Genomic DNA, 22352 nt, shown 5'->3' on the forward strand with positions numbered 1-22352 from the left:
TGTCAGCCTTCCGTGGTGGTCTGCGCCACCTGGGCCAGGTTGCCGCGAATGATCTCGGCTTCCGGCGAGTCCGGCGGCAACAGGCCGAGCAGGCGCTCCCAGTAGCCGCGAGCAGTCGTCATTTCCTCCTCCAGGAAGGCCCATGAGCCGGCCAACCACAGCCCCTGGGCATGGTAGGGGTCGATTTCCAGGGCCCGCTCGATCAGCCGCAGCGGTTCACCGCTCAGGCCCCCCTGGCGCTCGGCCATGACGTCGGCATAGCGCGTGAGCAGATCGGGATCGCCGTCGCCGCCGTGGGCCATGGCCTCGCGAAAGGCGCGTTCGGCGGCATCCAGGTCATCGAGGAAGACCAGGGTACGGCCCAGCAGCACCCAGCTCTCGACGTCGTCCGGCTCCTGGGCCAGGCGGCCCTGGAGCTGCTGCGCCATCAGCTGGAACTGGCGGCGCAGCTCGGCTTCGGTGGCTGCGGTCGGCTCGGCGACCGCCGTCTCGCCGGCGGGGTGCTGGGTGGCGAAGACCTCCTCGGCGTGCCCCACCGTCAGGTAGATGCCGATCGCCATGAACGGCAGCACGGCAATGCTGACGATGGCGGCGGCGCCCACCGCGCGCCCGCCCCCACGCTGTGCGGCAGCGGGTGTTTCATCGGGCTCGATGGCACCGCTGTCAAGCAGTTCGCGCTCCAGGTCGGCCACGGCCGTGGCGTACTGGGCCTGGGTCAGGGTGCCCGCGGCCAGGTCTTGATCCAGTTCGTGAACTCGGTCGCGATGCACGCTGGCATTGACCGCCCGGCGCGACGGCAGCGTCTCTCGCCGTGGCGCGCGCAGCAGCGGATAGAGCACGAACGCCAGCGCCAGAACGCAGAGCAGCAGGGCAAAGAGCAGAAACAATCCGTTCATCTCATCCTCCGGGATCAGGCGTCGTGGTGCAGCCGTTCGAGCACGGCGCGCTCCTGCTCGGTGAAGTCGGGGCGCTCGGCCATGCCTCGCCGCCCGACAACGAGGCGCCACCACACCAGGGCGCCGCCGAACATGAGCAGGAAGGGGCTCGCCCACAGCAGCCAGGTGTTGGCCTGCAGCGGCGGCCGGTAGCGCACGTAGTCGCCATAGCGCTGGACCATGAACTCGACGATGGCGTCGGCATCGTGACCGGCCAGGGTCATGTCGTAGACCCGTCGACGCATGTCGGCGGCCAGCTCGGCGTTGGATTCATGTATGGTCTCGCTCTGGCACACCGTGCAGCGCAGTTCGCGCACCAGGGTGTCGTACTGGCGCTTCTGGGCTTCGTTGTCGAATTCGATCGGCTGGCCGATGGCCAGGGCCATGGCGAGACCGGCGGGCGCCAACCAGGCGGTCAGTAGCAATAGCATGTGTCGGATCATGATTGCGCCACCCTCCTCGCCTCGTTCTTACGCTGCTGCTCGGCTCTCAGTTGCTCGGTTCTCAGCTTCTCGACCAGCGGCAGCACCTCGTCGAGCAGCAGCTGGCGGGAGAGCGGGCCGATGCGCTTGTAGCGAATCACCCCTTCGGCATCGAGCACGTAGGTTTCCGGCGTGGCGTAGACGCCCCAGTCGATGCCGGCATCGCCGCGGGGGTCGTAGGCAATGGTGCGATAGGGGTTGCCACTGACGGCGAGATAGCGCACCGCCGCATCCCGCTCATCGCGGTAGTTGAAGGCGTGAATGGGAATGCCGCCCTGGGCCAGCTCCATCAGCAGCGGCTTCTCGGAGCGGCAGGTGCTGCACCAGGTGGCCCAGACGTTGACCAGCGCCACCTCACCGATGAAGTCCTGCTCGGTGACCAGGCGCTCGGCGTCTTCCAGTGCTTCGAGAGCGAAGGCCGGCGCCGGTTTGCCCACCAGGGGAGAGGGCAAATCGCGGGAGTTCATGCCAAGCCCCACGAACAGCAGACCGAGCAGGGCAAAGGTGGCGACCAGCGGCAGTATCAGGCGAAGTTTCATCAGCCGGTCGCCTCCTGCGCTCGTGCAGTGACCTCGTCCGACCGACGCTGCGGCCTGACCACGCGGTTTCTGGCCAGACGGTAGCGCTTGTCGCAGGCCGCCAGCAGGCCACCCAGCGAGAGCAGAATCGCGCCGGACCACATCCAGAACATGTAGGGCTTGTAGTAGAGCCGGAAGCTCCAGGCATCGCCCACCAGCCGCTCGCCCAGCGAGACGTAGACGTCGCGGGTCGGCGCACGATGCAGCGAGGCCTGATTCATGGGGTTCTGGGGCTGGGTGTCGTAGTAGCGGCGTTGGGGCAGCAGCGTCGCCACCAGCCTGCCGTTATGCTGCACCTCGACCACTGCCTGATCCGCATCCCAGTTGGGGCCGCGCACGGTTTCCATGCGCAGCAAGGTGAAGTCGAAGCCTGCCGCCGAAGCACTCTGCCCCGGCTGCATGCGCACGTCGCGCTCGACCTCGTAAGTGTTAACCATGGCGATGGCCACCACGATCAGGGCCAGGCCGATGTGGGCCAGGTGCATACCCAGGAAGCTCGGCCGCATGACCTTGCGCAGCCGCGCCGGCAGAGGTTGGCGCGCCGAGCCCATGCGCTTGTGCATGTCCAGCAGCGCGGTGAGCACGATCCAGGTGGCCAGCATCAGCGACAGTGCCGTCATGGGGCGCCAGGCGCCCAGGGTCAGCGGCCACAGCCCGCCGCCCACCACGCTGACCGCCAGCACCCAGCGCAGCTGGCGGAAGGTCTCGCCGGGATTGGCCTGCTTCCACATCACCGACGGGCCGAGGCCCATCAGCAACAGCAGCGGCAGCATCACCGGCGCGAACACGGTATCGAAGTAGGGCGGGCCCACCGAGATCTTGCCCAGCCCGAGGGCATCCAGCGCCAGCGGGTAGAGCGTACCGATGAAGACCGCGGTGCAGGCCACCGTCAGCAGCACGTTGTTGGCCAGCAGCAAGGATTCGCGGGAGTACCAGCCGAAGGCCCCGCCAAGCCCCACCCTGGGCGCCCGCCAGGCATAGACGGTCAGCGAACCGAGCAGGGTGAGGGTGAGCATGCCGAGGATGAACACTCCACGCTCCGGATCGGTGGCGAAGGCGTGCACCGAGGTGATGACTCCCGAGCGCACGATGAAGGCGCCGAGTATCGTCAGGGCGAAGGTGATGATCGCCAGCATCAGGGTCCAGACCTTGAAGCCGCCGCGCTTCTCGGTCACCGCCAGGGAGTGGATCAGCGCCGTGGCGGTGAGCCAGGGCAGGAAGGAGGCGTTCTCCACCGGATCCCAGAACCACCAGCCGCCCCAGCCCAGCTCGTAGTAGGCCCACCAGGAGCCCACCGCGATGCCCAGCGTCAGAAACACCCAGGCCACCGTGGTCCAGGGCCGCGACCAGCGCGCCCAGGCGGCATCGAGGCGACCACCGAGCAGGGCAGCCATGGCAAAGGCGAAGACCACCGCCATGCCCACATAGCCCATGTAGAGCAGCGGCGGGTGAAGAATCATGCCCGGATCCTGCAGGAGCGGGTTCATGCCGCGCCCATCCACCGGACCCGGCACGACGCGTTCGAACGGATTGGAGGTGAAGATAGTGAAGGCAATGAAGCCGACACAGACCATGCCCAGCACCGCCAGCACCCGTGCCAGCATCTCCCGGGGCAGCGACTGGCTGAAGTAGGCCACGGCGGCGCCCCACGCGCCCAGGGTGAAGACCCACAGCAGCAGCGAGCCCTCATGGCCGCCCCACACCGCGGTGACCTTGTAGATCAGCGGCTGGGTGAGGCTGGAGTGGCTGGCCACGTAGCGCACCGTGAAGTCGTCGACCACGAAGGCCCAGGTGAGCACCGCCAGCGAAAGTGAGAGGAAGACGAACTGGCCGGTGGCCAGGAAGCGACCGGTGCGCATCAGCCGGGCGTTACCGAGCTGGGCGCCCACCAGGGGCAGCACACTCTGAGCCAGCGCCAGACACAGCGCCAGGATAAGGGCAAAATTTCCGAGTTCCGCCACCATGGGCCGGCACCTCCCGCTTTCCCCGGTGCCGAAGAGCAGCGCGGCGACCGGTCACTGACGAACGTGAGTGGTCGAGACGAACGGGATGAAAAGCTGAGAGCGGGCGCGCCTCGACCGGCATGAGAGGAATGGTCCGACCAATGGCGTTAAATATCCATACGCAATACTTCTTTTCACGGTGGGGTTGTGATCCATGTCAAACAAAACGGCGCGGCCGGATGTCGCGCCCCACTTAGGGCGACGAAAGCCTGACAGCGGACACGTCTGGACGTAAGCTAGGCACAGCGTTTTTCCCGCCTCACACTCATCGCGAACACTCACCGCAAGTACTCATCACGAACACTCATCACGAACAACAGGAGCTACCGTGCTGAAGCGAACTCTGATCACCCTGCTCGCCGCCGCCAGCCTGCCGCTGGCCGCCGCCCACGCCCAGGCGGCCGACGTCGTGCTGCACACCAACCACGGCCCCATCGGCATCGAGCTGTTCAAGGACCAGGCCCCCGAGAGCGTCGAGAACTTCCTCACCTACGTGCAGGATGGCCACTACGACGGCACCCTGTTCCATCGCGTGATCGACGGTTTCATGATCCAGGGCGGCGGCTTCGATCAGGACTTCCGCCAGAAGGCGACCCGCGACCCGATCGCCAACGAGGCCGACAACGGCCTGCGCAACGAGCGCGGAACCCTGGCCATGGCCCGCACCGGCGACCCGCACTCCGCCACCGCGCAATTCTTCATCAACGTCAGCGACAACGCCTTCCTCAACCACCAGGGCACCCACTCCGGCCAGGCCTGGGGCTATGCGGTATTCGGCCGCGTGGTAGAGGGCATGGACGTGGTCGACTCCATCAAGCGCGTGCCCACGGGTAGCCGCGGCCCGTTCAAGGACGTGCCCCGTGAAGCCGTGATCATCGAGCGCGCCGAAGTGCAGTAAACGAGCACCACCCAGACACGACGACGCCCGCCATCGGTCGATGGCGGGCGTCGTCGTATGGGCGTTGGGTGTCTTACCGTCGCAGCAGGTAGCGTCTGATGGCTGCCAACAGCAGCACGGCCGTTCCCGCCCCCAGGGTATTGGCCAGGATATCGGCCCAGTCGCCGCCGCTGCGGCCGGGCACGGGGATCTGCAGGTATTCGATGCAGATGCCGTAGAACACCACGGCAACGAAGGTGCGCACCAGCGGCAGCCCAGCCAGACCGATCAACCCCGCCAGGCCGGCATAGCCGACGAAGTGGTTGAACTTGTCCCACGGCAGGTTGGTGGGCATCTCGTCGCCGGGGGTCAGGCTGCCGATGGCAATGGCCACAGCCGCCAGCACGGCCAGCACCGTCCATAGACGATGGCGGTCGTGCTGGCGCTGGAGCCAACTGGCTTCAGGCATTCTGATGCTGGATGGCACGGTGATAGCGCGGGCTCAGGTCGTGCAGTGCCTCCATGAAGGCGGTGACGTTGTCCGGGTTGGTGAACTGGCTGATACCGTGGCCCAGATTGAACACGTGCCCCGGCCCTTCGCCGTAGCTGTCGAGGATACGCCCCACCTCGGCGCGAATGGCCGCCGGCCGGGCGAACAGCACGTTGGGGTCGAGGTTGCCCTGCAGCGCCACCTTGTGACCCACCCGCGCGCGCGCATCGGACAACTCGGTGGTCCAGTCGAGGCCCACGGCATCCGGCCCCGCCAGGGCGATGTCCTCGAGCCACTGACCGCCGTTCTTGGTGAACAGGATCACCGGCACGCGGTTGCCTTCGTGGTCGCGGATCAGGCCGGCGACGATCTGCTCCATGTAGCGCAGCGAGAACTCGAGATAGGCCGGCGTGGAGAGCACCCCACCCCAGGTATCGAAGATCTGCACCGCCTGGGCCCCGGCGCGAATCTGCGCGTTGAGGTAGTCGGTCACCGCGCTGGCCAGGGTGTCGAGCAGGTCGTGCATCACGCTGGGCGTGTCGTAGAGCATGGTCTTCACGTGGCGGAAGTCCTTGCTCGAACTGCCCTCCACCATGTAGGTGGCCAGCGTCCAGGGGCTGCCGGAAAAGCCGATCAGCGGCACCCGTCCATTGAGCTCGCGGCGGATGGTCGAGACCGCCCGCATCACGTAGTCCAGGTCGCGCTCGGCGTCGGGCACGCTGAGTGCCGCCACGTCCTCGGCCGTGCGCACCGGCTTGCGGAACTTGGGCCCCTCACCGGTCTCGAAGTAGAGCCCCAGCCCCATGGCATCGGGGATGGTGAGGATGTCGGAAAACAGGATGGCGGCATCCAGCGGATAGCGCTCCAGGGGTTGCAGCGTCACCTCGCAGGCCAAGTCATGGTTGCGGCACAGGTCCATGAAATCACCGGCTTCGGCGCGGGTCGCGCGATACTCGGGCAGGTAGCGGCCGGCCTGACGCATCATCCATACCGGCGTGCGGTCCACCGGCTGACGCAACAGAGCACGCAGAAAACGATCGTTCTTGAGTTCCATGCAGGCAGTCATCCCCGGAAAATGTCGCCACATTGTAGCGCATCCTTTTCCACGCGGCTTGACCGGGGCCAAGATCGGGGGCACCGCACAATCGTGAGCCGCGCCGGCGTTCCTGCTAGAATGCGGGATTCACTTCCGGCAACGCCGTGGTCTTGACCGAGGTACCCCGTGACCATTCGATTCATCGCCGCCTCCCGGCTGCCCACGCCCTGGGCCACCTTCACCATGCACGGCTTCGAGGACGAAGCCACCGGCAAGGACCACATCGCGCTCACGCTGGGCGAGGTGGCCGACGGCGAGCCGGTACTCGGCCGGGTGCATTCGGAATGCCTGACCGGCGACGCGCTGTTCTCCATGCGCTGCGACTGCGGCTATCAGCTGCAGGAAGCGCTCAAGCGCATCGCCGACGAAGGCCGTGGCGTGCTGCTCTACCTGCGCCAGGAAGGCCGCGGCATCGGCCTGCTCAACAAGATCCGCGCCTATCACCTGCAGGACCAGGGCGCCGACACCGTGGAAGCCAACGAGCAGCTCGGCTTCGGTGCCGATCTGCGCCGCTACGATCTCTGCGTGCCGATGCTCGAACACCTGGGCATCCAGAGCCTGCGGCTGATGACCAACAACCCGCGCAAGGTCGATGCCCTGACCCAGGCCGGCGTCACCATTGCGGAACGCGTGCCCCTGACCACGGGTCTGAATCCTCATAACGAGCAGTATCTCTCGACCAAGGCGGGCAAGCTCGGCCACATGATGGCGCTGGGCGACTTCACCCAGGCCGGCGACGTGGATATCGAACGCAAGCCCTGAGCCGCACCCGGCAGCGGGGCACTCCTGACGGAAACGACCCCATGCCACCAACGGAAACAACGGGCGGCCACCGCCACCACCTCATCGAGGAGCTGCTCAACAGCATCAGCCACGGTATCGGCGCGGCTCTGAGCCTGACCGGCGTCATCGTACTGCTGGTGCTGGCCAGCATGGCCGCACACGTCGATCCGTGGAAGATCGTCGGTATCAGCCTCTACGGCGTGACCCTGGTCCTGCTCTATACCATCTCGACTCTCTACCACGGCGTTCGCCATCCCCGGCTCAAGCGGCTGTTCCAGCATCTGGACCACTGCGCCATCTACCTGCTGATCGCCGGCACCTACACCCCCTTTCTGCTGGTCAACATGCGCAGCGCCACCGGCTGGACGCTGTTCGCCATCGTCTGGAGCCTGGCGCTGGCCGGCATCGCCTGCAAGCTTGCCTGGCCGCATCGCTTCACTGCCCTGCGAGTCGCCATCTACCTGGTCATGGGCTGGCTGATCGTCTTCGCCGGCGACACGCTGAGTGCCAACCTGCCCACGGCCGGCATCGTGCTGCTCACGGCCGGCGGCATCACCTACACCCTTGGCGTGGTCTTCTTCGCCATCAGCGCGATCCCCTTCAACCACGCCATCTGGCACCTGTTCGTGCTGGGCGGCAGTACCTGCCACTACTTCGCGGTTTACGCCGCGGTGTTGCCGTTCGGAGGGTGAGGCACGGCCAGCCTCAACCGCTCCAGCCGGGCGTAGAGGTATTCGGTGAAGAAGCCATGCATGAGGAAGCGCTGGCTCAGGTTCCACGGCCCGACCAGGTAGTGCGGGTACTTGTTGTAGGCCATCTCGGCCAGGGTCGGGTCGCCGATCAACTGGCCGACGCGGATGGCGATGGACTGGTCGAGGTTGAAGCCATTGATCGCGTCGCGGTACTCCTCGCGGGTCAGCAGCAGGCAGAACAGGCACATGAACAGCGCATGGGCGCTCTCGAAGTCGAGCACCTGGGTGCGCCTGCGCGGCAGCTCGAAGTCGCTCTCTGCCAGCGGGCGCCAATGCGCCCAACTGATCGCCTGCGGCGCCAGGGGTGCCGGGCGCTGCCGCCAGTGGCCCATCTCCTCGATCACCCGGAACAGCTCCTGATCGTGCTTGACGAAGCTGGCGTCGAGCATGTCGTCGATGCGGCTCGGATAGAGCGTGAGCGGCTCCACCGAGACCTCCGGGCAGTTGTCGATGAGGAAGTTGAGGATGTTGGACTCGGTGGCGAAGTGACGCAGGATCAATTGATTGGCGCTGGGGCTGACGAAGTGGGTGCAGAACCAGCAGATCAGCCGCTGCAGCAGGCCGTGAGCGCGAAACTGTGGCAGCGGCAGGCGCTTCACGAACCAGATCAGATGCAGCAGCACTGCCAGCAGGAACTGCAGCAGCGGGCGCAGCGACCAGCGCGTGGGGCGCTCCAGGTCGTCCAGCCACAGCCGCACCGCCGCCGGCTCGATGGGCAGGGAGTCGTCGACTGCCAGCGCACGCAGGAAGGGGCTGCGCGGCCTCGGCCGGGTATCAGCCATGCTCGATCTCCTCCAGCTGCAGGGCGTAGAGCCGCGCCACCACCCGCGCGGTGCGCAGGATCGCCTGCTGCTGCTCCGGCGTGCGGCAGACCCGATCGATCAACGTATAGAGCTTGTCCAGGTGGGCGTCGTCGTTCTCGCCGTGGTAGCGCATGAAGCAGGTGTAGCGGCCGTCGCCCTCGGTGGCCTCGTCGATCCGCCGCGCCCAGTCGCTGGCCATCTTCTGCCCCAGCCCTTCGATGATCCACATGGCGCCGATCAAATCCACCGGATTGGGCTGGCTGGCGCGATACATCATGAAGGCGTGCAGCGCCTCGCTGCCGGCGTTGCGCTGCCCGGCGCGGATCTCCTCCAACGCGCCGCCTGCCGCCACGAAGTCCGCCTCCAGCATCTCGTAGTCGCGATGCTCCTCCTTGGCGTGACCGATCACTTCCGAACGCACGTCGGCGTAATCGCGCTCGAAGCTGGAGGCACCGCGGGTGATCCAACGCGCGCCCTCGATCACCTGCTGGCGCAGGTGCAACAGCAGGTTGCGGTAATCCTCGCGGGTGAACTTGCCGCGCTCCAGGCGCTGGATGATCGGCACCCGCCCCAGCTGGCGCTCGAAGTCGAACCACACACGCATCAACCCTTGCAGGCACTCCTGCCCCAACTGGGTGGTGACCTTGCTTTCCATGGTTACTCCTCCACGACCGTGAGCTGCATGTAGACGTTATTGAAGCGACCGCTCTCCGGAACCATGCACAGGATGGTGTCGCCGGCTCGATGACTCTGGGTGCGCCGGAACTCGTCGAGCATGATGAACATCGAGGCGCAGCCGGTGTTACCGCGGGTATAGAGATTGGTGTACCACTTCTCCTCGGGGATGGCCGCGCCGGCCTGGGTCAACATGTCGAAGATCTTGCCGCGAAAATAGTGCGACGAGTAATGGCACAGCACGTGGTCGATCCGCCCTACCTCGACCCGCCCCTCGTCGATCAGCCGCAGCAGGCCGTCCACCCCCAGCTTGACGATGTTGTCGAGTAGGCGAACGTCCTGACGGATCAGCAGGGCGCCGGCGGCCTCCGCCTCGGCGTAGGTGGAGAAGTCCTGCCAGCTGCGCCCATCGCTTTCGGCGCGACCGACGCTCATGCACACCGGATAGGCGTCGGCGTGGGAGAAGCCGCGAATCCAGTCGATGCGAAAGCAGCGCCGGCGCGGCTCGTTTTCCAGCAGCAGCGCCCCGGCGCCGTCCGACAGCATCCAGCGCAGGAACTCGGCATTGAAGTCGACCTCCTGCGCCACCGCCTCGTAGCGGCTGGCCTTGAACAGCCGCGAGGCCAGCTCGCTGGCGATCACCAGGGCATTGTCGTGCTCGCCGGCCTTGAGCCCGGTGTAGGCCGCCTTGAGCGCCATCATGCTGCTCGAGCAGATGCCGTGGCTGCTGTGCAGCTCCACATCGGCCACACCCAGCTCGGCCTGGACCATGCTGCCGAACCCCGGCAGCACCAGGTCGCCCTGGCTGGTGGCCACGCTGAGCATCTCGAGCCGCGACTTGTCCAGGTAGCTGTCGTCGAGGCAGGCCCGGCCCGCCCGGGCGGCCATCTCGCCGTTGCTGATCAGGGTGTTGTGCTCGGCATCGATGGCGTAGTGGCGCTGGCATATGCCGTTGGACTGCAGTATGCGGCGCTTGAGCCGGCTCGGTTTGCCGTGCACCAGGCCGAGCACTGCCTCGATCCGCTCGTTGTCCACCGGCTCGCCAGGCAGGTAGTGGCCAGTACTGGTGATATAGACGCTCACGCGGGGTTGCCTCCGTGCTTGAGGTAATGACGCAGGCAGCGCAGGTTCTCCTCCATGTAGGGAAACACGCACAGCAGTGCCATGAAGGTCAGGTAATAGGGCAGGTAGCGCTCGCCGCCATGGGGCACCTCGACGGGAATCAGCCGCATTTGCCCGGCCCAGTCGAGGGAGACGAGATCGATCACCACCGGCCAGTTGATCACCATGATCATCGCCAGCATGTAGAACGGCAGGCTGGCCAGGTAGCTGTGTGCGTGCATCTCCCAGATGCTGATGTGACGCCGGGGAGCGGCGTAGTGCACGTCCCAGTGGGCCACGACCTCATGCAGCACCCAGGCCAGCAGGCAGATTAGCAGCACCAGCACGTTGATGCGGTAGAGCAGGCACATGAGGATGGGGATGCCCACCTGAATGCCCATCGCCGAGTGCATCAGGGTCTCTTTCAGCCCCGAGGTCTCCTCGATGTGCGTGGCACGGTGGCAGCACCAGTCGACGAAGCCGGCAATTCCCCATAGCGGCAGGAAGACGTACAGCAGGACATGGATCAACAGCGTGTGAGTATCCATGGCGATTTCCTCTGTTTCAGCGACTCTCACAGCATTCTTGCAAGGCGCTCATGTTTCATGGATGATGTTAGGAAACACTGTTCGATAACTAATATCCACCAGGCGCATGACATTTGCAAGCGCCAATCGAATGGAACGAAACGTCATGAAACAGGTAACCCACAGGCGAGGCCCGGCTTCGGATAGCGCAGGCGCACCGCAGGCAGTTCGGGATCGCTACCCCGATGCCCTGCGTGCCGGCGCGCTGCTGGTGGTGGTATTCGGCCACTGGATCGCCACCCTGCCACGGCTGGAAAACGGCCTGATGACTACCACCGACCACCTGCTGCTGGTGTGGACCGGCGCCGGGGTGCTCACCTGGCTGCTGCAGGTGGTACCGCTGTTCGTCTTCGTCTCGGCCGCGGTCAGCGCCGACGGCGCCCAGCGTCGGCTGGATCAGGGCCAGCGCCAGCTGCACTGGTGGGCGGGCCGGGCACTGGGTCTGGCCCGCCCCACCGTCACCTACCTGGCGGTGCTGGTGGCCTTCGTCCTGCTGGCGGCCTACACCGGCGGACGCCTGCTCGGCCCGCTCAACCACTCGCTCACCGTTCACCTCTGGTTTCTGATGATGCTGCTGGGCGTGCAGGCCCTGCTGCCGCTGAGCGTGTGGGCCGACAACCGCTGGGGGCTCAAGGCCGTGGCAGGGCTGCTGCTGATCGCCGCTGCGGTGGACCTGCTGCGTGCCGGCATTAGCACTCCCGGCGAGCTGCTGGAGCTGGGCTCTCGCGTCACCGCCAACGGTGGCGGCATCGGTTGGCTCAACGCCGCGGTGGTCTGGCTGCTGCCGCAGCAGCTCGGCATCGCCTGGCGGCGCGGGCGCTTCTCCGGCCTGGGCTGTGGCCTCGCCCTGCTGCTGCTCGGGCTGGTGTGGCTGGCCGCCGCCGTGGCCTCGGGCTACCCCGTGGCCATGGTCGACGGCGCCTTCGGCGTGCCCAGCAATCTGCTGCCGCCCACCCTGGCGCTGGTCGGCGTGATGTGGGTTCAGGTAGGCGCCGCGCTGACCTTCGAAGCCCCCGTGCGCCGCTTGCTGGAGCGCCGCCGAATCGACCGGACGGTGACGATCCTCGGCGCCCTGGGCATGCCGCTCTACCTCTGGCACAAGCTCGCCGAACTGCCGGCCGCCTGGCTGGGCGAGCGCCTGGGCCTGCCCATCGACGCCGGCATACCGGGCGAGGTGGGCTTCTGGCTCGGTCGCCTGTGGTGGATTGCGCTGTGCATCGTGGCCGTCGCCCCGGTGATGATCGCGGTGGTGACCTTCGAGATGCGCCGCAAGCGCGACGTGGTTTCCGCCACCGCCGCACCGGTCATTCTCGCCGGCGGCGCGGCGCTGCTCGGCGGCATCGTCGCCAGCCTGGCGCTCGGCGCCCTGCCCGGCGCCATCTTCGGCCTGGCCGGCGTTGCGGCTGCCTCATGGCTGCTGCGCGTCCATCCACAGCCGCCAGTGTCAGCGCTCGACGCTTCCCTCTCCAAACAGAAGGAGGTTGAATCGAGCCCCTTGTAAGTCATTTCTTACAAATTTCATCGTCAATTTCTTACAAGCCGCTTGCCCCAGGTTAACGTCGCCGAGCACTGTTAGTTGGCAAAGTAAAACCGTACTGAGCACGGAGGCTCAGCCAGGGACGACCGAGTCAGGAAGACTCACTATCCAGGGATGCTCGGGTGGAAGGATGCTCGAGGTGGAGGTAAGGAAGCGAAGATCCAGCCCGGCCGCAAGGCCGGGCTTTTCGTTTGTCCTACCCGCTGTCCCTACCCAACAAGTGTGCCGTCAGGCCCAACACCATCAGTGATACCGGGTGACATTCAGGCCACCACCTCCTGATTGCGATAAGCCTCGGCGAACACTTCTTCGATGGACTGCTGCGGGTCGCGCTGGCGAATCCGCCGAACCTCTTCCGACAGACGCACCAGCTCCTCGCTGGGCTTGGCCCACTGCTCCTTGGGGAGCGGCTTGGACCATTCCACCATCTCCGGTGGCAGCGACTTGGTGCCGGAGCGTCTGAGTAGCCACGTTTCCAACTCAGCCAGATAGCCCGGCAGGGTCCAGAAAGTGAGCAGGTGATAAAGGTACCAACCCAAGGTGTAGCACCAGCCCACCTCTCCGTTACGGCGGCGACGGTGAAGCCGGCGATGGGCGTTGCGGATGGTATGCGCTCCCTCCCAAGGGGGATCCCCCTCTTCCCGGATGGACAGCGGGCTCTGGATCTCATCGAGCGTGTTGATCTCGTACTCCATATAGCCGCGAAGCGCTTCCCATTCAGCAAGGGCCAGAGGCAAAGCCGGCGTCATGAACTCCGTTTTCACCCACTGGTTGGTACCGGGCAACACATAGCCGATCCCCATACCGTACTGTTGCTGCACGCCATATTGAGTGACGCCACGCGTCTCGAATATCCATACGCGCAGCGACTCCCAGGGCACGAAAACCGGCGCCTCATAGCCCTCACCGTTCTTCTTTTCCGGCACAAAGCAGACCTCACGCCGCTGTCGGTGAAAGCGTGTCGGAATTACCTTTTTGCGCTTTGAATGGACGGAAATAACACCCCAAAGGCCAGCAATTAGCACAGTGGCCGACATGTATAGGCCATTCCTTATAAAGCCATCAGAGAGAGCATTGAAGAGTCTTTCCGACATAAATGGTGATAGAACTAGAGGCATCACAACAGCCACTAGAAGAAACCCCTTAAAGGCTCCCCCCAGAACTAGTTGGTTGCCAAAAACACCGGGCCAGCCAGCGCCATAGTCTAGCCATGTATCGTTGAGCTCGCTGACTGCCCCTTCGTTTAGCGCCGACTCCCCCGTTGGGAGGGGGAGAGGTGCCAGAAAGGAAATACGCCCCCCTGGCAAAGGCTCTACATCGCCAGCGCGTTGAGGTTGGGTGGGGTCGGGCCTAGAAAAGCCTTTGCGTTGCTTGGCCATCGTCAGGCTTCGACACCCTGGCGACGATAAGCCTCGCTGAAGATCTCCTCGATGGGACTGAGAGGATTCTCCGCGCGCAGTCGGCGCACCTCGGCCGATAGGCGCACCAATTCCTCGCTGGGCTTGGCCCACTGCTCCTTGGGGAGTGGCTTGGACCACTCTTCCACTTCCGCTGGGCGCAGCTTGGAGCGGCTTTTCATCAGCCGCTTGGCTTCCCACTCGGTCAGGTAGCCGGGCAGATTCCATAGTTCAATGACATGGTAGGCATACCAGAAAAAAGCGAAGATCGGCCCCACTTCTCCATTGGCCCGGCGCTCGCGCATCCGGCGGCGCGCATTGCGCAGCGTATGCACCCCTTCCCAAGGTGGATCGTCCTTGCCCCGCGGCAGGTGGGGGTCCTGGAGCTCGTGCAGCGAGTGGACTTCATAGTCCATATAGGCGCGGATCGCTTCCCAATTGCTGATCGCCAGGGGCAAGCCCGCCGACATGAATTCAAGTTTCAGCCACTTGCCCGTCTCCGGGTGGGCATACCCAACCCCCATACCGTACTGCTGCTGTACACCGTACTGAGTGACACCGCGCGCTTCCACTACCCAGGCCATCAAGGACTCCCAAGGCACGTAGACGGCTTCCTGCGTATCGGTCAGGGTAAAGCAGACTTCCCGGCGCTGACGATTGAAGCGGACGGGGATGCTGCGTTTCAAATCCTGGATGCCCATATAGTGCCCGATATACATGAGCAATAAACCAGCCACCCCCCCTATTATACCTGACCAAAAAAAACCGCCATATACGCTCTTGGCCATGTCTAATGGCAATAAGGCCAAGCTAATCAGAGGAAATCCTATCAAGCACAGCAATACAAACCCCAAACATCCCGCAGTAATCATCTGCCATCCAAAGACATTCGGCCACCCACCCCCGAAATCCAGCCAAGCGTCATTAAGCTCACTTACCGCCTTGCTCATATCCAGGGGCGGCTGACCCGTCGATAAGGGCAGCGGCGCCAGATAGGTAATTCGCCCACCGGGAACAACCTGTATGTCACCCGCACGGTGAGGCTGAGCAGGGTCGGGCCCAGGAAGGCCCTTGCATTTCTTGGTCATCGCGACTCCCCGGCGGGCCTAATCCACCGCAAAGGCACCATCCGAGTCGACGTCCAGCTTGCACTCACGGTAAGGGGTATTGGGAAGCTTCTCTCGAAAGAACTCGATGCGCTTATCGATTTCTTTTTTGTGGCAATAGAGTGTCTTGTAGGCTTGATAGCTAAAGCCGTCTTCATTGTGGTAGGTGAAGCGCAGGCCGATGACAGCCCGCTCCCGCCATACGGCGATTTCCTCGGCATTCTTCCAATCGATTTCATAGTGCTGATCGTCACGCACCATCGACCGATAATTTTTCGACGTGCCCATCAGCGCGGCGGCGATCCCGATACCGACGGGTCCGATGGCAGCAATAAGAAAGGCCGGGTCGATGAACACCAAGAAGAGCACCACCACACCAGAGCCGATAGCCGTCCAAGTCATCACTGGCTTGACCGAATCGATCTGGGGTTTCCAGGAAAACACCTCAATGCGCTTGTCGGTAAGACGGTAGACGATAATGGCGGTCTGGTGTGTCATACTCATGGTAATGAGAACGCCAAACAAAAAAACCCCCCCGCCAGCAAGAACCCTACCTAGTATCGATTCAATACCCCACCCAAATGCAAACCATAAGCCTGCTGCCATAGAGATGGCGGTCATAACCAACAAGAGTAAGTTGGCTGCGAGCACATAGTAATTTCGAGCGCGAATCTGCCACGCCATCAAAGCGGGTTCATCAGCATGCTTCCATGGCATCTGCGCCACATAGTCCTGCTTGGGTTGGATAAACCACATGTTCGTCATTGTCTCCTTAGGAGGTCGGCACGGTCAGCTCAACGATGGCCGAGGAGCACAACCCACGGTACCGGTCATCGACCTCTACCTCGTACTTACCCCACCGTGGTTCGGCCTTGTAAAAGGTGAAGCTGAGCCCGCCATTGGCATCGCCGTATATAGCTTCCTCATAGGATACACTGAATAGAAAGGGCTGACCGTCCGGCAGCTGATCGGCAGACAGCCAGGCTTGCCACACTCGCAACGGGTCACCCTCGACGTAGGTTGCGGCTTCAGGTAATTCCCGATTGATCTCGGTGGCAGGGCGATCAGCAAAGCTGTCCGACGATGCCCAAAAGCCTCCCATAGCGCTCTGTGAAACCGAGACTTTTTCGCCGCCCAAGACGGCTGGCAGGGCCAGTTGAATCCAGTAGCCCTGCAGCGTTTCCACTCTTCTGCCAGGCGAGAACTGAGAAGACGTTCGTGACACATCGAACTCGGCCCTGACAACCGGCGTCAGTTTGAGCGAGGGAGCAAGACGAGCTTCATTGAGCGCACGCAGTTCCGCGGTCCGGTCGGCATCGCTATCGGTCCACTTGTTGGCCTTGCCCCAAGTGCTTTGATAGAGCCATAGACGAACGCCTTCTCGACGATAGTGCTCGGCAAGCATGGAAGCAATCAGATAGCCAACGCTTAGAGCCAGAAGGGCCCAGCTAGCCCAAGGAGCAAGGATCCAGCCAAAGGCAAACCAGCGCCCCAATAGCGCTCCGCCAAGCTGAGCACCTCCAACAACCGACATCCCGGTAGTAGCTAGGCCTTGAGCTAAAAGAGCATGTCGCTCTGAATTACTAGTCGCGTTGCCATACTTCTGAGAGATTTGCCAAGTCTCTATTCCCGCCCCAATAGCAGCAAAAGCGGCCATACCCGCAACCCGACTGGATAGCTTGGCGGCGATTCGTGCCGCGCTTGCCTGCCCGGCAGCTTGCCACCTGGCTATACCAACTCCGGTTATTCTTCTCGTGGCTCCACGCAGCGAGGCCATCTGATGCGCATGCCGCTGCCAGTAAGGCATGACCCATAGCGCCATGACTGCGGCAGTGGCGTAGCTGGCCTGGCTGGCGAGTTTCTCCAGGTCGGCCTGGTTCATGCCGTCCCGCTGGGCGTTCCTAATACCATCGGCCACGTTGACCAAATTGAGTGCGGCGATCAGCAGCGGCAGTCCACCGATGCCTCGGCTCTCCATCCACTGAGCCATCCGTTGCCGAGCCGCCACAGCGCTACCTGCACCACGCTGAATGCGCAGGCGATGTTGCTCGCGCAGCTCGTCGAAGCCCAGTGTGGCAAGCGGTGCCGCAGCGCCTTGAGCAGGGCCTGCGGTAAAACGCTTCGGCTCTTGCAGTGCCAAGGCCCGATAGTCGTTTTCGAGCGAGCTCAGCGTGCGAAACACCTCGGCACGCCGGCCAGACGACATAGGTGCACGTAGTAACAGCTGCTGAGTCTTGATCTGCACCAACAGACGGAGCATGCCGGCACGCCAATGGCGTTGCTGGGCCAAGGCCCTGTCGTTGCGCTGCAGGAAGGTGCCCTGATTATCGGGATGAACGAAGGCCGCCAGCATGACAATCGAGGCCCCCCTGGCGATTTGCTGAGCAGCCACCTGAGCCCCAGCGCCTGCGGCGGGCAACGCCTGATAGGCAAGCGCCTCCCATACTTGCCTGCCGGCACCGGCTGCCACCTTCTGCAAGGTGGCAAATGTGTCTTGCACAGGCTGGGCCAAAGCCAGGAACATTGCTGATTGCTGCACATGCTCCAACTGCAGTACGGTATCGACGTGGCCGGCAAAGCCGGCCACGTCGCTTGGCATGACACCAAGCCCACCAGCGCCATCCACTCCTCCCTCTAGCCACTGCTGAGCGATACCATCAAGGGCCGCAGCCAACGTTGGGGAGAAGTTGAAAGGCCCTGTACCGATCAGGCTATCGCGCTCCCGGAAGGTCCCGGTGAGCCATTGCCGCCCTTGTTCGGTGGCCCCCAAAGCTTGACTGACCAGATCGGCGAATTCCAATAAAGTCTGCGATTGCGCTTCGTCGCAAAGATCGAAGCAGAGACTTTCACCATCCGTGGGCAGTCGCTCGAGCCAGACAATGACATCTTCGAGACTGGCTTTAGCATGGGCTTGCAACCGTTCAAGACGCGGTTGCTCAGAGCTGATGAAATTTACGACACCAGCATAATCGACATCGTCTCTCCAGCGTCGTTTGCTACGCCATGCATCCCGTGCATCGCGACTCGGCGGCTCGATGCCCATGGCAGCCAGGTTGGAGTCGATTGCAGCGATGCGCTCCTCATGCTGGCGCTGCAACGGAGAGCCAGCGCGACCGAAGGGAGAGCCTCGGTTCATTGCGGTGGAGAACTCCTGCGCCTCCTGCGCTTCCAGACGCTGCTGGAGTAGTCGTTGAGCCTGACGGTACATCTCAGGGTCATCGCGGACCGCCTCCGGTAGATCGCTGTCGTCAGGACCGCACAGTGCCTGGGTCACCAGCGCTGTTTCCAGCTTGTGCCCATGCTCGTCGAGGAAAGCTTCCCGCTCCGTTTCTCGCCCCAATAGCGCCATGATCAGATCGTTGACGATGCCGAGGTCGTCATCCAGCGCGACGAAGAGCGCTTCGTCATGGCGCTCCACTTTCGCCAGCACGCTCTCCTGAGTGATCTCCGGCTTGACGGAGAGGACTTCGTAAAGGCTGTCCTCCTCCCCTCCCACCTCTCCCACTTCTTCTTCACGCTCGGCAGTCGAGACGGTGGTTGTGGTGAAACCATCAACGGCTCCGTTGGGTGTGATATCCGCCACATGCGCAGCCAGCTGGGTGATGGGGCCGACATTGGCGGGAAAAGCACCACCCGGCTGGGCCGTGCCTGTTAATGCAGCCAGCAGATCGACGGAACGCATCACGCGCTGGCGCACCTGGGCATCGGCCAGCATGTGGGCCTGGATACGTTCGGTCCATTGCACCGGGGAGTAGGCCAGGGCAAGCTGCGCCTGGGTGGAATAGGTCAAATGGGGCTGGCCACCGAAGGTGGCACCCTCAACCCTATGCTCATCGATGCGCTGTTCGCCCTCTTCCTTGACCCAAACGTACACCCAGCCGTCGCGCAGTTGTCGCAGCGTGTAGCTGCGAGTCTGGAGCTCAGGATAGTCCGGGCCCTGCCAGGGAGATGCCAGGGGGTGTGGTGCCGGCTCGCCGGCTTGCCCCGGCGCTTCGTCAATGGCGTAACGTACGGGAAAGAGGGCAACGTCGAGCAGTAGTGGACACATGCCACCACCCAGCGGTGATTCATCGAAGCGAGCGTCGCGTTGTTGGCACTGCACGTCCCTGTCAGTCATGGGAAACCTCTTTCATGGTGTTGGTTCTTATGCTCGCTTTGCTCAGCAGAGCCACAGCCTCAGGAGTACGGCTCCAGGCATCGAGTGCGTAGAGCCGTTCCTGGCGCGAGAGCCTCTCACTCTGTGCGGTGCAGGCAATCCAATGCAGATACGGCCCATCACTCGCGCTCATGAAGTTCTCGCCCCAATGCAGGCTCAGATCGAGCCAGATAGCTATCTGCCGCTCGGTCGAGGCTCCCCAAGCCAACGCATCGTCGATACGCGTATCCATCCACGCGCCCCGGCTTTCGGGGGGCAGTGCCTGCCAGGCTTGACTGGCATTGGCCAGGAAGTACTCGGCCAGGCGCTCCTTGAACTGCCAGCGCGTCACCACCTCCAGCGCCGCGAGCTGAGGCGCACCCATGACGTGTAGCTGCGAGCGCTCATCGTGCTCGCCGAGCGGGGAACTCGCATCAGGCTGGAAGGCGCACCATGTCAGTACCGACGTCGCAGCCCAGTTAGGCGACCACTCCGCTACCCACCAGGTTCGAATGGGACCCATGACGTCGGCCGGCACCGCATTGCCATAGCTGGCCAGCCAGTGGCGTGTCACCAGTGGGTCGGCAAAGCGCAGCAGCTTTTCCTGACCCGCCGCTTCGAACGTTACGAACTGGCGCAGATGCTCGGCCAATTCCGCGCTGCTCGCATCGCTGTGCAGCCATGTCAGAGCCCGTGTCCACTCTCCCTGTGTTTCGCGTAGCACTTCATCGTGAAGCCCCGAGCCTTGCAGGCGCACCAGGATGGGCCCTTGCTCTGCCAACGACGCCCAGCGGGTCGTCAGGTACAACGGCTCAATGTCGGCAACATCGTCACGACCATACAGACGCTCGAAGGCGCGGGAATAACGCACACCATCCACCAATGCGTGGGTAGCCTCCCGTGAGTCATCCATTTCAGCGGCTTCCCTGACCATCGGCCGCTGCTTCACAGATCTCGCAGCTGGCCGGGGCCTTGAGTAGTGCCTTGAGCTGAGCCGGACGATCGATCGGGGCGACGATCTCATGTGATTCCCCCACCGCCTCCCGCGGCAGCGCCGGTGCCTGGGCGGCCTGGCCGGAGCCGGAGCCGGGGCTGCCTCCGGAGTTGATCTTGACCTGACTGCCGACGATGGTGACGCCGCTGGGGTCGAGCTTGACGAAGCTGCCTCCGGCCTTGAGGGTGATCTCGGCGCCGGCTTCGATCACCACCTTCATGCCCGCTTTGTGGTGGATCTCCTGGCCGGCTTCGACCAGCTGGGCGCGGCCGTACTTCTCGTGACGGCTGGCGTCGACGATGAGGTGGTCGTCGCCGTCGATCTGGGTATGGCGGCTGCCGCGCACCGTCAGGTGATCGTCGGCATGGATCTCGCCGATGCGGTCGTGGTGCACGGTGAGGAAGCTGTCGTTGCCGATCTCTTCGGTGCGGTCGTTGTTGGTCAGCAGCTCCAGGTCTTTCTGGGCGTGCAGCCAGATCTGCTCTTCGCCGGCCTGGTCCTCGAAGCGAAGTTCGTTAAATCCTTCGCCTTTGTGACTCTGGGTGCGGATGACGGTACGCGTCTTGTGCTCGGGCAGCGCGTAGGGCGGCGTGTTGACGGCGTGGTAGGTGCGCCCGGTGATCAACGGTTGATCCGGATCGCCCTCGAGGAACGATACCACTACCTCATGCCCAATCCGGGGTATCGCCATGCTACCGTAGCCGCCGCCGGCCCAGCCCTGGGAGACGCGCACCCACGCACTCGCCGTTTCATTCGGCTCGGCATAACGATCCCAGGGGAACTGGACCTTGACCCGGCCGTGCTCGTCGCAATAAATCTCTTCGCCTTCGGGGCCGACGACGAAGGCGATCTGCGGGCCGTCGACACGGGGCTTGGCGTTGGGCGTGGGGCGCCAGGCGCGGTCGGCGGGGGTGAGGATCAGTTCGTTGTCGAACTTGGTCATGGCTTCCGAGCCTGCCCGCCCCCGCAGGCCCATTCCTGCCGCGTCACCTTGAGTGACACCGTCCTCTTCCAGGGCCTGGGGCTGGCTGCCGGTGTGCTTGACCTTGACCACCTGCCAGTCGCGGTTGAGCTCACTGAGGTCGTGGTCGGTGAGGGTGAACTTGACCCCCGGGGCGAGCTCGGGCAGGTCGCTCTCGGCGGCGCAGGTCAGGGCGCCGCTTCTGAGGTGTTCGAGGCGGATGCGGGTGAAGGCGTCGCCGGAGGCGTCGGCCTTGTAGCGCCCGGGGTAGTCGTAGTGTTCGTAGTCGTCCCGCTGGGCGTGCTCTTCCAGGTCACCCGCGGCGTGCTCGTGGAGCTGGGCATAGGCGGGGTTCTTGAACGAGTAGTCCTTGAGCGTGACCGAGGCCGGGGCGACCCGGGCAAGCTGCTGGAGCTTGCGCACGTGGCGGCTCGGCGGGGTGCCGCCGGCGCGGCCGTGGTAGGTGCGCTCGCCCAGGTGGGCCAGGGTCTGGGGGGCGTCGGCGAACACCAAACGATGGACGCCGTTCGGGGCATCCTCGAACTCGTGGAAGTAGAACAGGCCCTCTTCGGCGGCCAGGCGCTCGATGAAGGCGAGATCGGTTTCCCGGTACTGCACGAGGAACTCTCTTTCCGGCAGTTCGCGGGTGACGGCGAAGGCGACGTCGGTGAGGCCACGCTCGTCGCACAGGGTGTTGAGCACGGTGAGTGGCGAGACCTCTTGGAAGATGCGCGAGTTGTGGCGCAGATCGAGGCGCCACAGCGCCGGGCGGGCGACCAGGGAGTAGAGGGTACGGCGATGGCCGCGGTCGCCGCGACCGAACTCGCTGACGATGGCATGCACCCGGCGCAGCACCTCGCCGTCCTGCCAGATCGTCAGGCTCACCGGGCGGTCGAGCAGCTCGGTGGCGGAGAGGCTGCCGTCGCGGCTGGCGAAACGCACCTCGAGGTGGAAGGGCTGCGAGAGTGCCTCTTCCAGGGTGAAGTCGATCACCGCCAGCTCGGCGCTGTCGACCCCGGCGAGATCGAGGGTGAACTGGAGTCCGGTGCGGTCGGCCATG

20 protein-coding genes are annotated in these 22352 nt (G+C 64.0%); 4 read left to right on the plus strand and 16 right to left on the minus strand.

Features of this window, described 5'->3' with window-relative positions; all coding sequences use genetic code 11:
- Positions 1–2: 2 nt before the first annotated feature.
- From ccmI to HOP53_RS17815, 4 genes are read right to left on the minus strand one after another with little or no spacing between them, the layout of a single operon-like run.
- Complete coding sequence (gene ccmI, locus HOP53_RS17800; RefSeq protein ID WP_234251199.1) at positions 3–896, minus strand: c-type cytochrome biogenesis protein CcmI; 894 nt, start codon at positions 894–896, stop codon at positions 3–5.
- A 14-nt stretch (positions 897–910) separates the two neighbouring features.
- Positions 911–1378, minus strand: a complete 468-nt coding sequence (locus HOP53_RS17805) for a cytochrome c-type biogenesis protein (RefSeq protein WP_234271260.1) — start codon at positions 1376–1378, stop codon at positions 911–913.
- The gene (locus HOP53_RS17810) at positions 1375–1956 is read right to left on the minus strand and encodes a DsbE family thiol:disulfide interchange protein (RefSeq protein ID WP_234251197.1); all 582 of its coding nucleotides are present in this window, start codon (positions 1954–1956) and stop codon (positions 1375–1377) included. Before HOP53_RS17810 ends, HOP53_RS17805 begins: the two co-directional genes overlap by 4 nt.
- On the minus strand, positions 1956–3959 hold the full coding sequence (locus tag HOP53_RS17815; protein ID WP_234271261.1) for a heme lyase CcmF/NrfE family subunit: 2004 nt from the start codon (positions 3957–3959) through the stop codon (positions 1956–1958). Before HOP53_RS17815 ends, HOP53_RS17810 begins: the two co-directional genes overlap by 1 nt.
- A 415-nt stretch (positions 3960–4374) precedes the next feature.
- Here HOP53_RS17815 and HOP53_RS17820 point away from each other — a divergent pair, with 415 nt between their 5' ends.
- Entirely contained in the window at positions 4375–4896 is a 522-nt protein-coding gene (locus HOP53_RS17820) for a peptidylprolyl isomerase (RefSeq protein WP_276574626.1), read from the plus strand.
- A 73-nt stretch (positions 4897–4969) separates the two neighbouring features.
- Here the strand turns inward: HOP53_RS17820 and HOP53_RS17825 are convergent, their stop codons facing one another.
- Both HOP53_RS17825 and hemE read right to left on the minus strand, forming a co-directional pair.
- Entirely contained in the window at positions 4970–5344 is a 375-nt protein-coding gene (locus HOP53_RS17825; RefSeq protein WP_234251195.1) for a VanZ family protein, read from the minus strand.
- Positions 5337–6419, minus strand: a complete 1083-nt coding sequence (hemE, locus tag HOP53_RS17830; protein ID WP_234251194.1) for a uroporphyrinogen decarboxylase — start codon at positions 6417–6419, stop codon at positions 5337–5339. Before hemE ends, HOP53_RS17825 begins: the two co-directional genes overlap by 8 nt.
- A 168-nt stretch (positions 6420–6587) precedes the next feature.
- Here hemE and ribA point away from each other — a divergent pair, with 168 nt between their 5' ends.
- Both ribA and trhA read left to right on the plus strand, forming a co-directional pair.
- Entirely contained in the window at positions 6588–7223 is a 636-nt protein-coding gene (gene ribA, locus HOP53_RS17835) for a GTP cyclohydrolase II (protein ID WP_010626184.1), read from the plus strand.
- A gap of 41 nt (positions 7224–7264) precedes the next feature.
- Entirely contained in the window at positions 7265–7936 is a 672-nt protein-coding gene (gene trhA, locus HOP53_RS17840) for a PAQR family membrane homeostasis protein TrhA (RefSeq protein WP_234271262.1), read from the plus strand.
- Here trhA and HOP53_RS17845 read toward each other — a convergent pair.
- The 4 genes from HOP53_RS17845 to HOP53_RS17860 are packed head-to-tail and all read right to left on the minus strand — an operon-like array spanning position 7906 to position 11123.
- A complete protein-coding gene (locus HOP53_RS17845) occupies positions 7906–8778 on the minus strand; it encodes a DUF6999 family protein (RefSeq protein WP_234271263.1) in 873 nt (290 codons plus the stop codon). The two genes, trhA and HOP53_RS17845, sit on opposite strands and share 31 nt — an antisense overlap.
- Positions 8771–9454 carry an iron-containing redox enzyme family protein gene (locus HOP53_RS17850; RefSeq protein WP_234244304.1) on the minus strand — a complete coding sequence of 228 codons (684 nt, stop codon included), beginning with the start codon at positions 9452–9454 and terminating at the stop codon, positions 8771–8773. The genes HOP53_RS17845 and HOP53_RS17850 overlap by 8 nt, the downstream gene beginning before the upstream one ends.
- A 2-nt stretch (positions 9455–9456) precedes the next feature.
- Positions 9457–10557: a 3-oxoacyl-[acyl-carrier-protein] synthase III C-terminal domain-containing protein gene (locus HOP53_RS17855; RefSeq protein ID WP_234271264.1), complete on the minus strand. Its 1101-nt coding sequence runs from the start codon at positions 10555–10557 to the stop codon at positions 9457–9459.
- Positions 10554–11123 (minus strand): diguanylate cyclase, encoded by a 570-nt coding sequence (locus HOP53_RS17860; protein ID WP_086510611.1) that lies wholly within the window; start codon positions 11121–11123, stop codon positions 10554–10556. The genes HOP53_RS17855 and HOP53_RS17860 overlap by 4 nt, the downstream gene beginning before the upstream one ends.
- Positions 11124–11268: 145 nt before the next feature.
- On the opposite strand from HOP53_RS17860, the gene HOP53_RS17865 reads away from it, so the two are divergent.
- Positions 11269–12663, plus strand: coding sequence for an acyltransferase family protein (locus tag HOP53_RS17865; RefSeq protein ID WP_234271265.1), 1395 nt, complete (start codon positions 11269–11271; stop codon positions 12661–12663).
- Between the two features lie 299 nt (positions 12664–12962).
- Here HOP53_RS17865 and HOP53_RS17870 read toward each other — a convergent pair whose 3' ends face one another.
- The 6 genes from HOP53_RS17870 to HOP53_RS17895 form a co-directional block, all read right to left on the minus strand.
- On the minus strand, positions 12963–13625 hold the full coding sequence (locus HOP53_RS17870; protein WP_234271266.1) for a hypothetical protein: 663 nt from the start codon (positions 13623–13625) through the stop codon (positions 12963–12965).
- Between the two features lie 455 nt (positions 13626–14080).
- Entirely contained in the window at positions 14081–15184 is a 1104-nt protein-coding gene (locus tag HOP53_RS17875) for a hypothetical protein (RefSeq protein ID WP_234271267.1), read from the minus strand.
- 18 nt (positions 15185–15202) lie between these two features.
- The gene (locus HOP53_RS17880) at positions 15203–15958 is read right to left on the minus strand and encodes a hypothetical protein (RefSeq protein ID WP_234271268.1); all 756 of its coding nucleotides are present in this window, start codon (positions 15956–15958) and stop codon (positions 15203–15205) included.
- Positions 15959–15974: 16 nt separating this feature from the next.
- Positions 15975–19319, minus strand: a complete 3345-nt coding sequence (locus HOP53_RS17885) for a toxin VasX (RefSeq protein WP_234271269.1) — start codon at positions 19317–19319, stop codon at positions 15975–15977.
- A complete protein-coding gene (locus tag HOP53_RS17890) occupies positions 19312–20271 on the minus strand; it encodes a DUF4123 domain-containing protein (protein ID WP_234271270.1) in 960 nt (319 codons plus the stop codon). Before HOP53_RS17890 ends, HOP53_RS17885 begins: the two co-directional genes overlap by 8 nt.
- On the minus strand, positions 20252–22351 hold the full coding sequence (locus HOP53_RS17895; RefSeq protein ID WP_234271271.1) for a type VI secretion system Vgr family protein: 2100 nt from the start codon (positions 22349–22351) through the stop codon (positions 20252–20254). Before HOP53_RS17895 ends, HOP53_RS17890 begins: the two co-directional genes overlap by 20 nt.
- Position 22352: the final 1 nt, after the last annotated feature.

Source organism: Billgrantia ethanolica, from assembly GCF_021404305.1.
GTDB lineage: Bacteria > Pseudomonadota > Gammaproteobacteria > Pseudomonadales > Halomonadaceae > Halomonas > Halomonas ethanolica.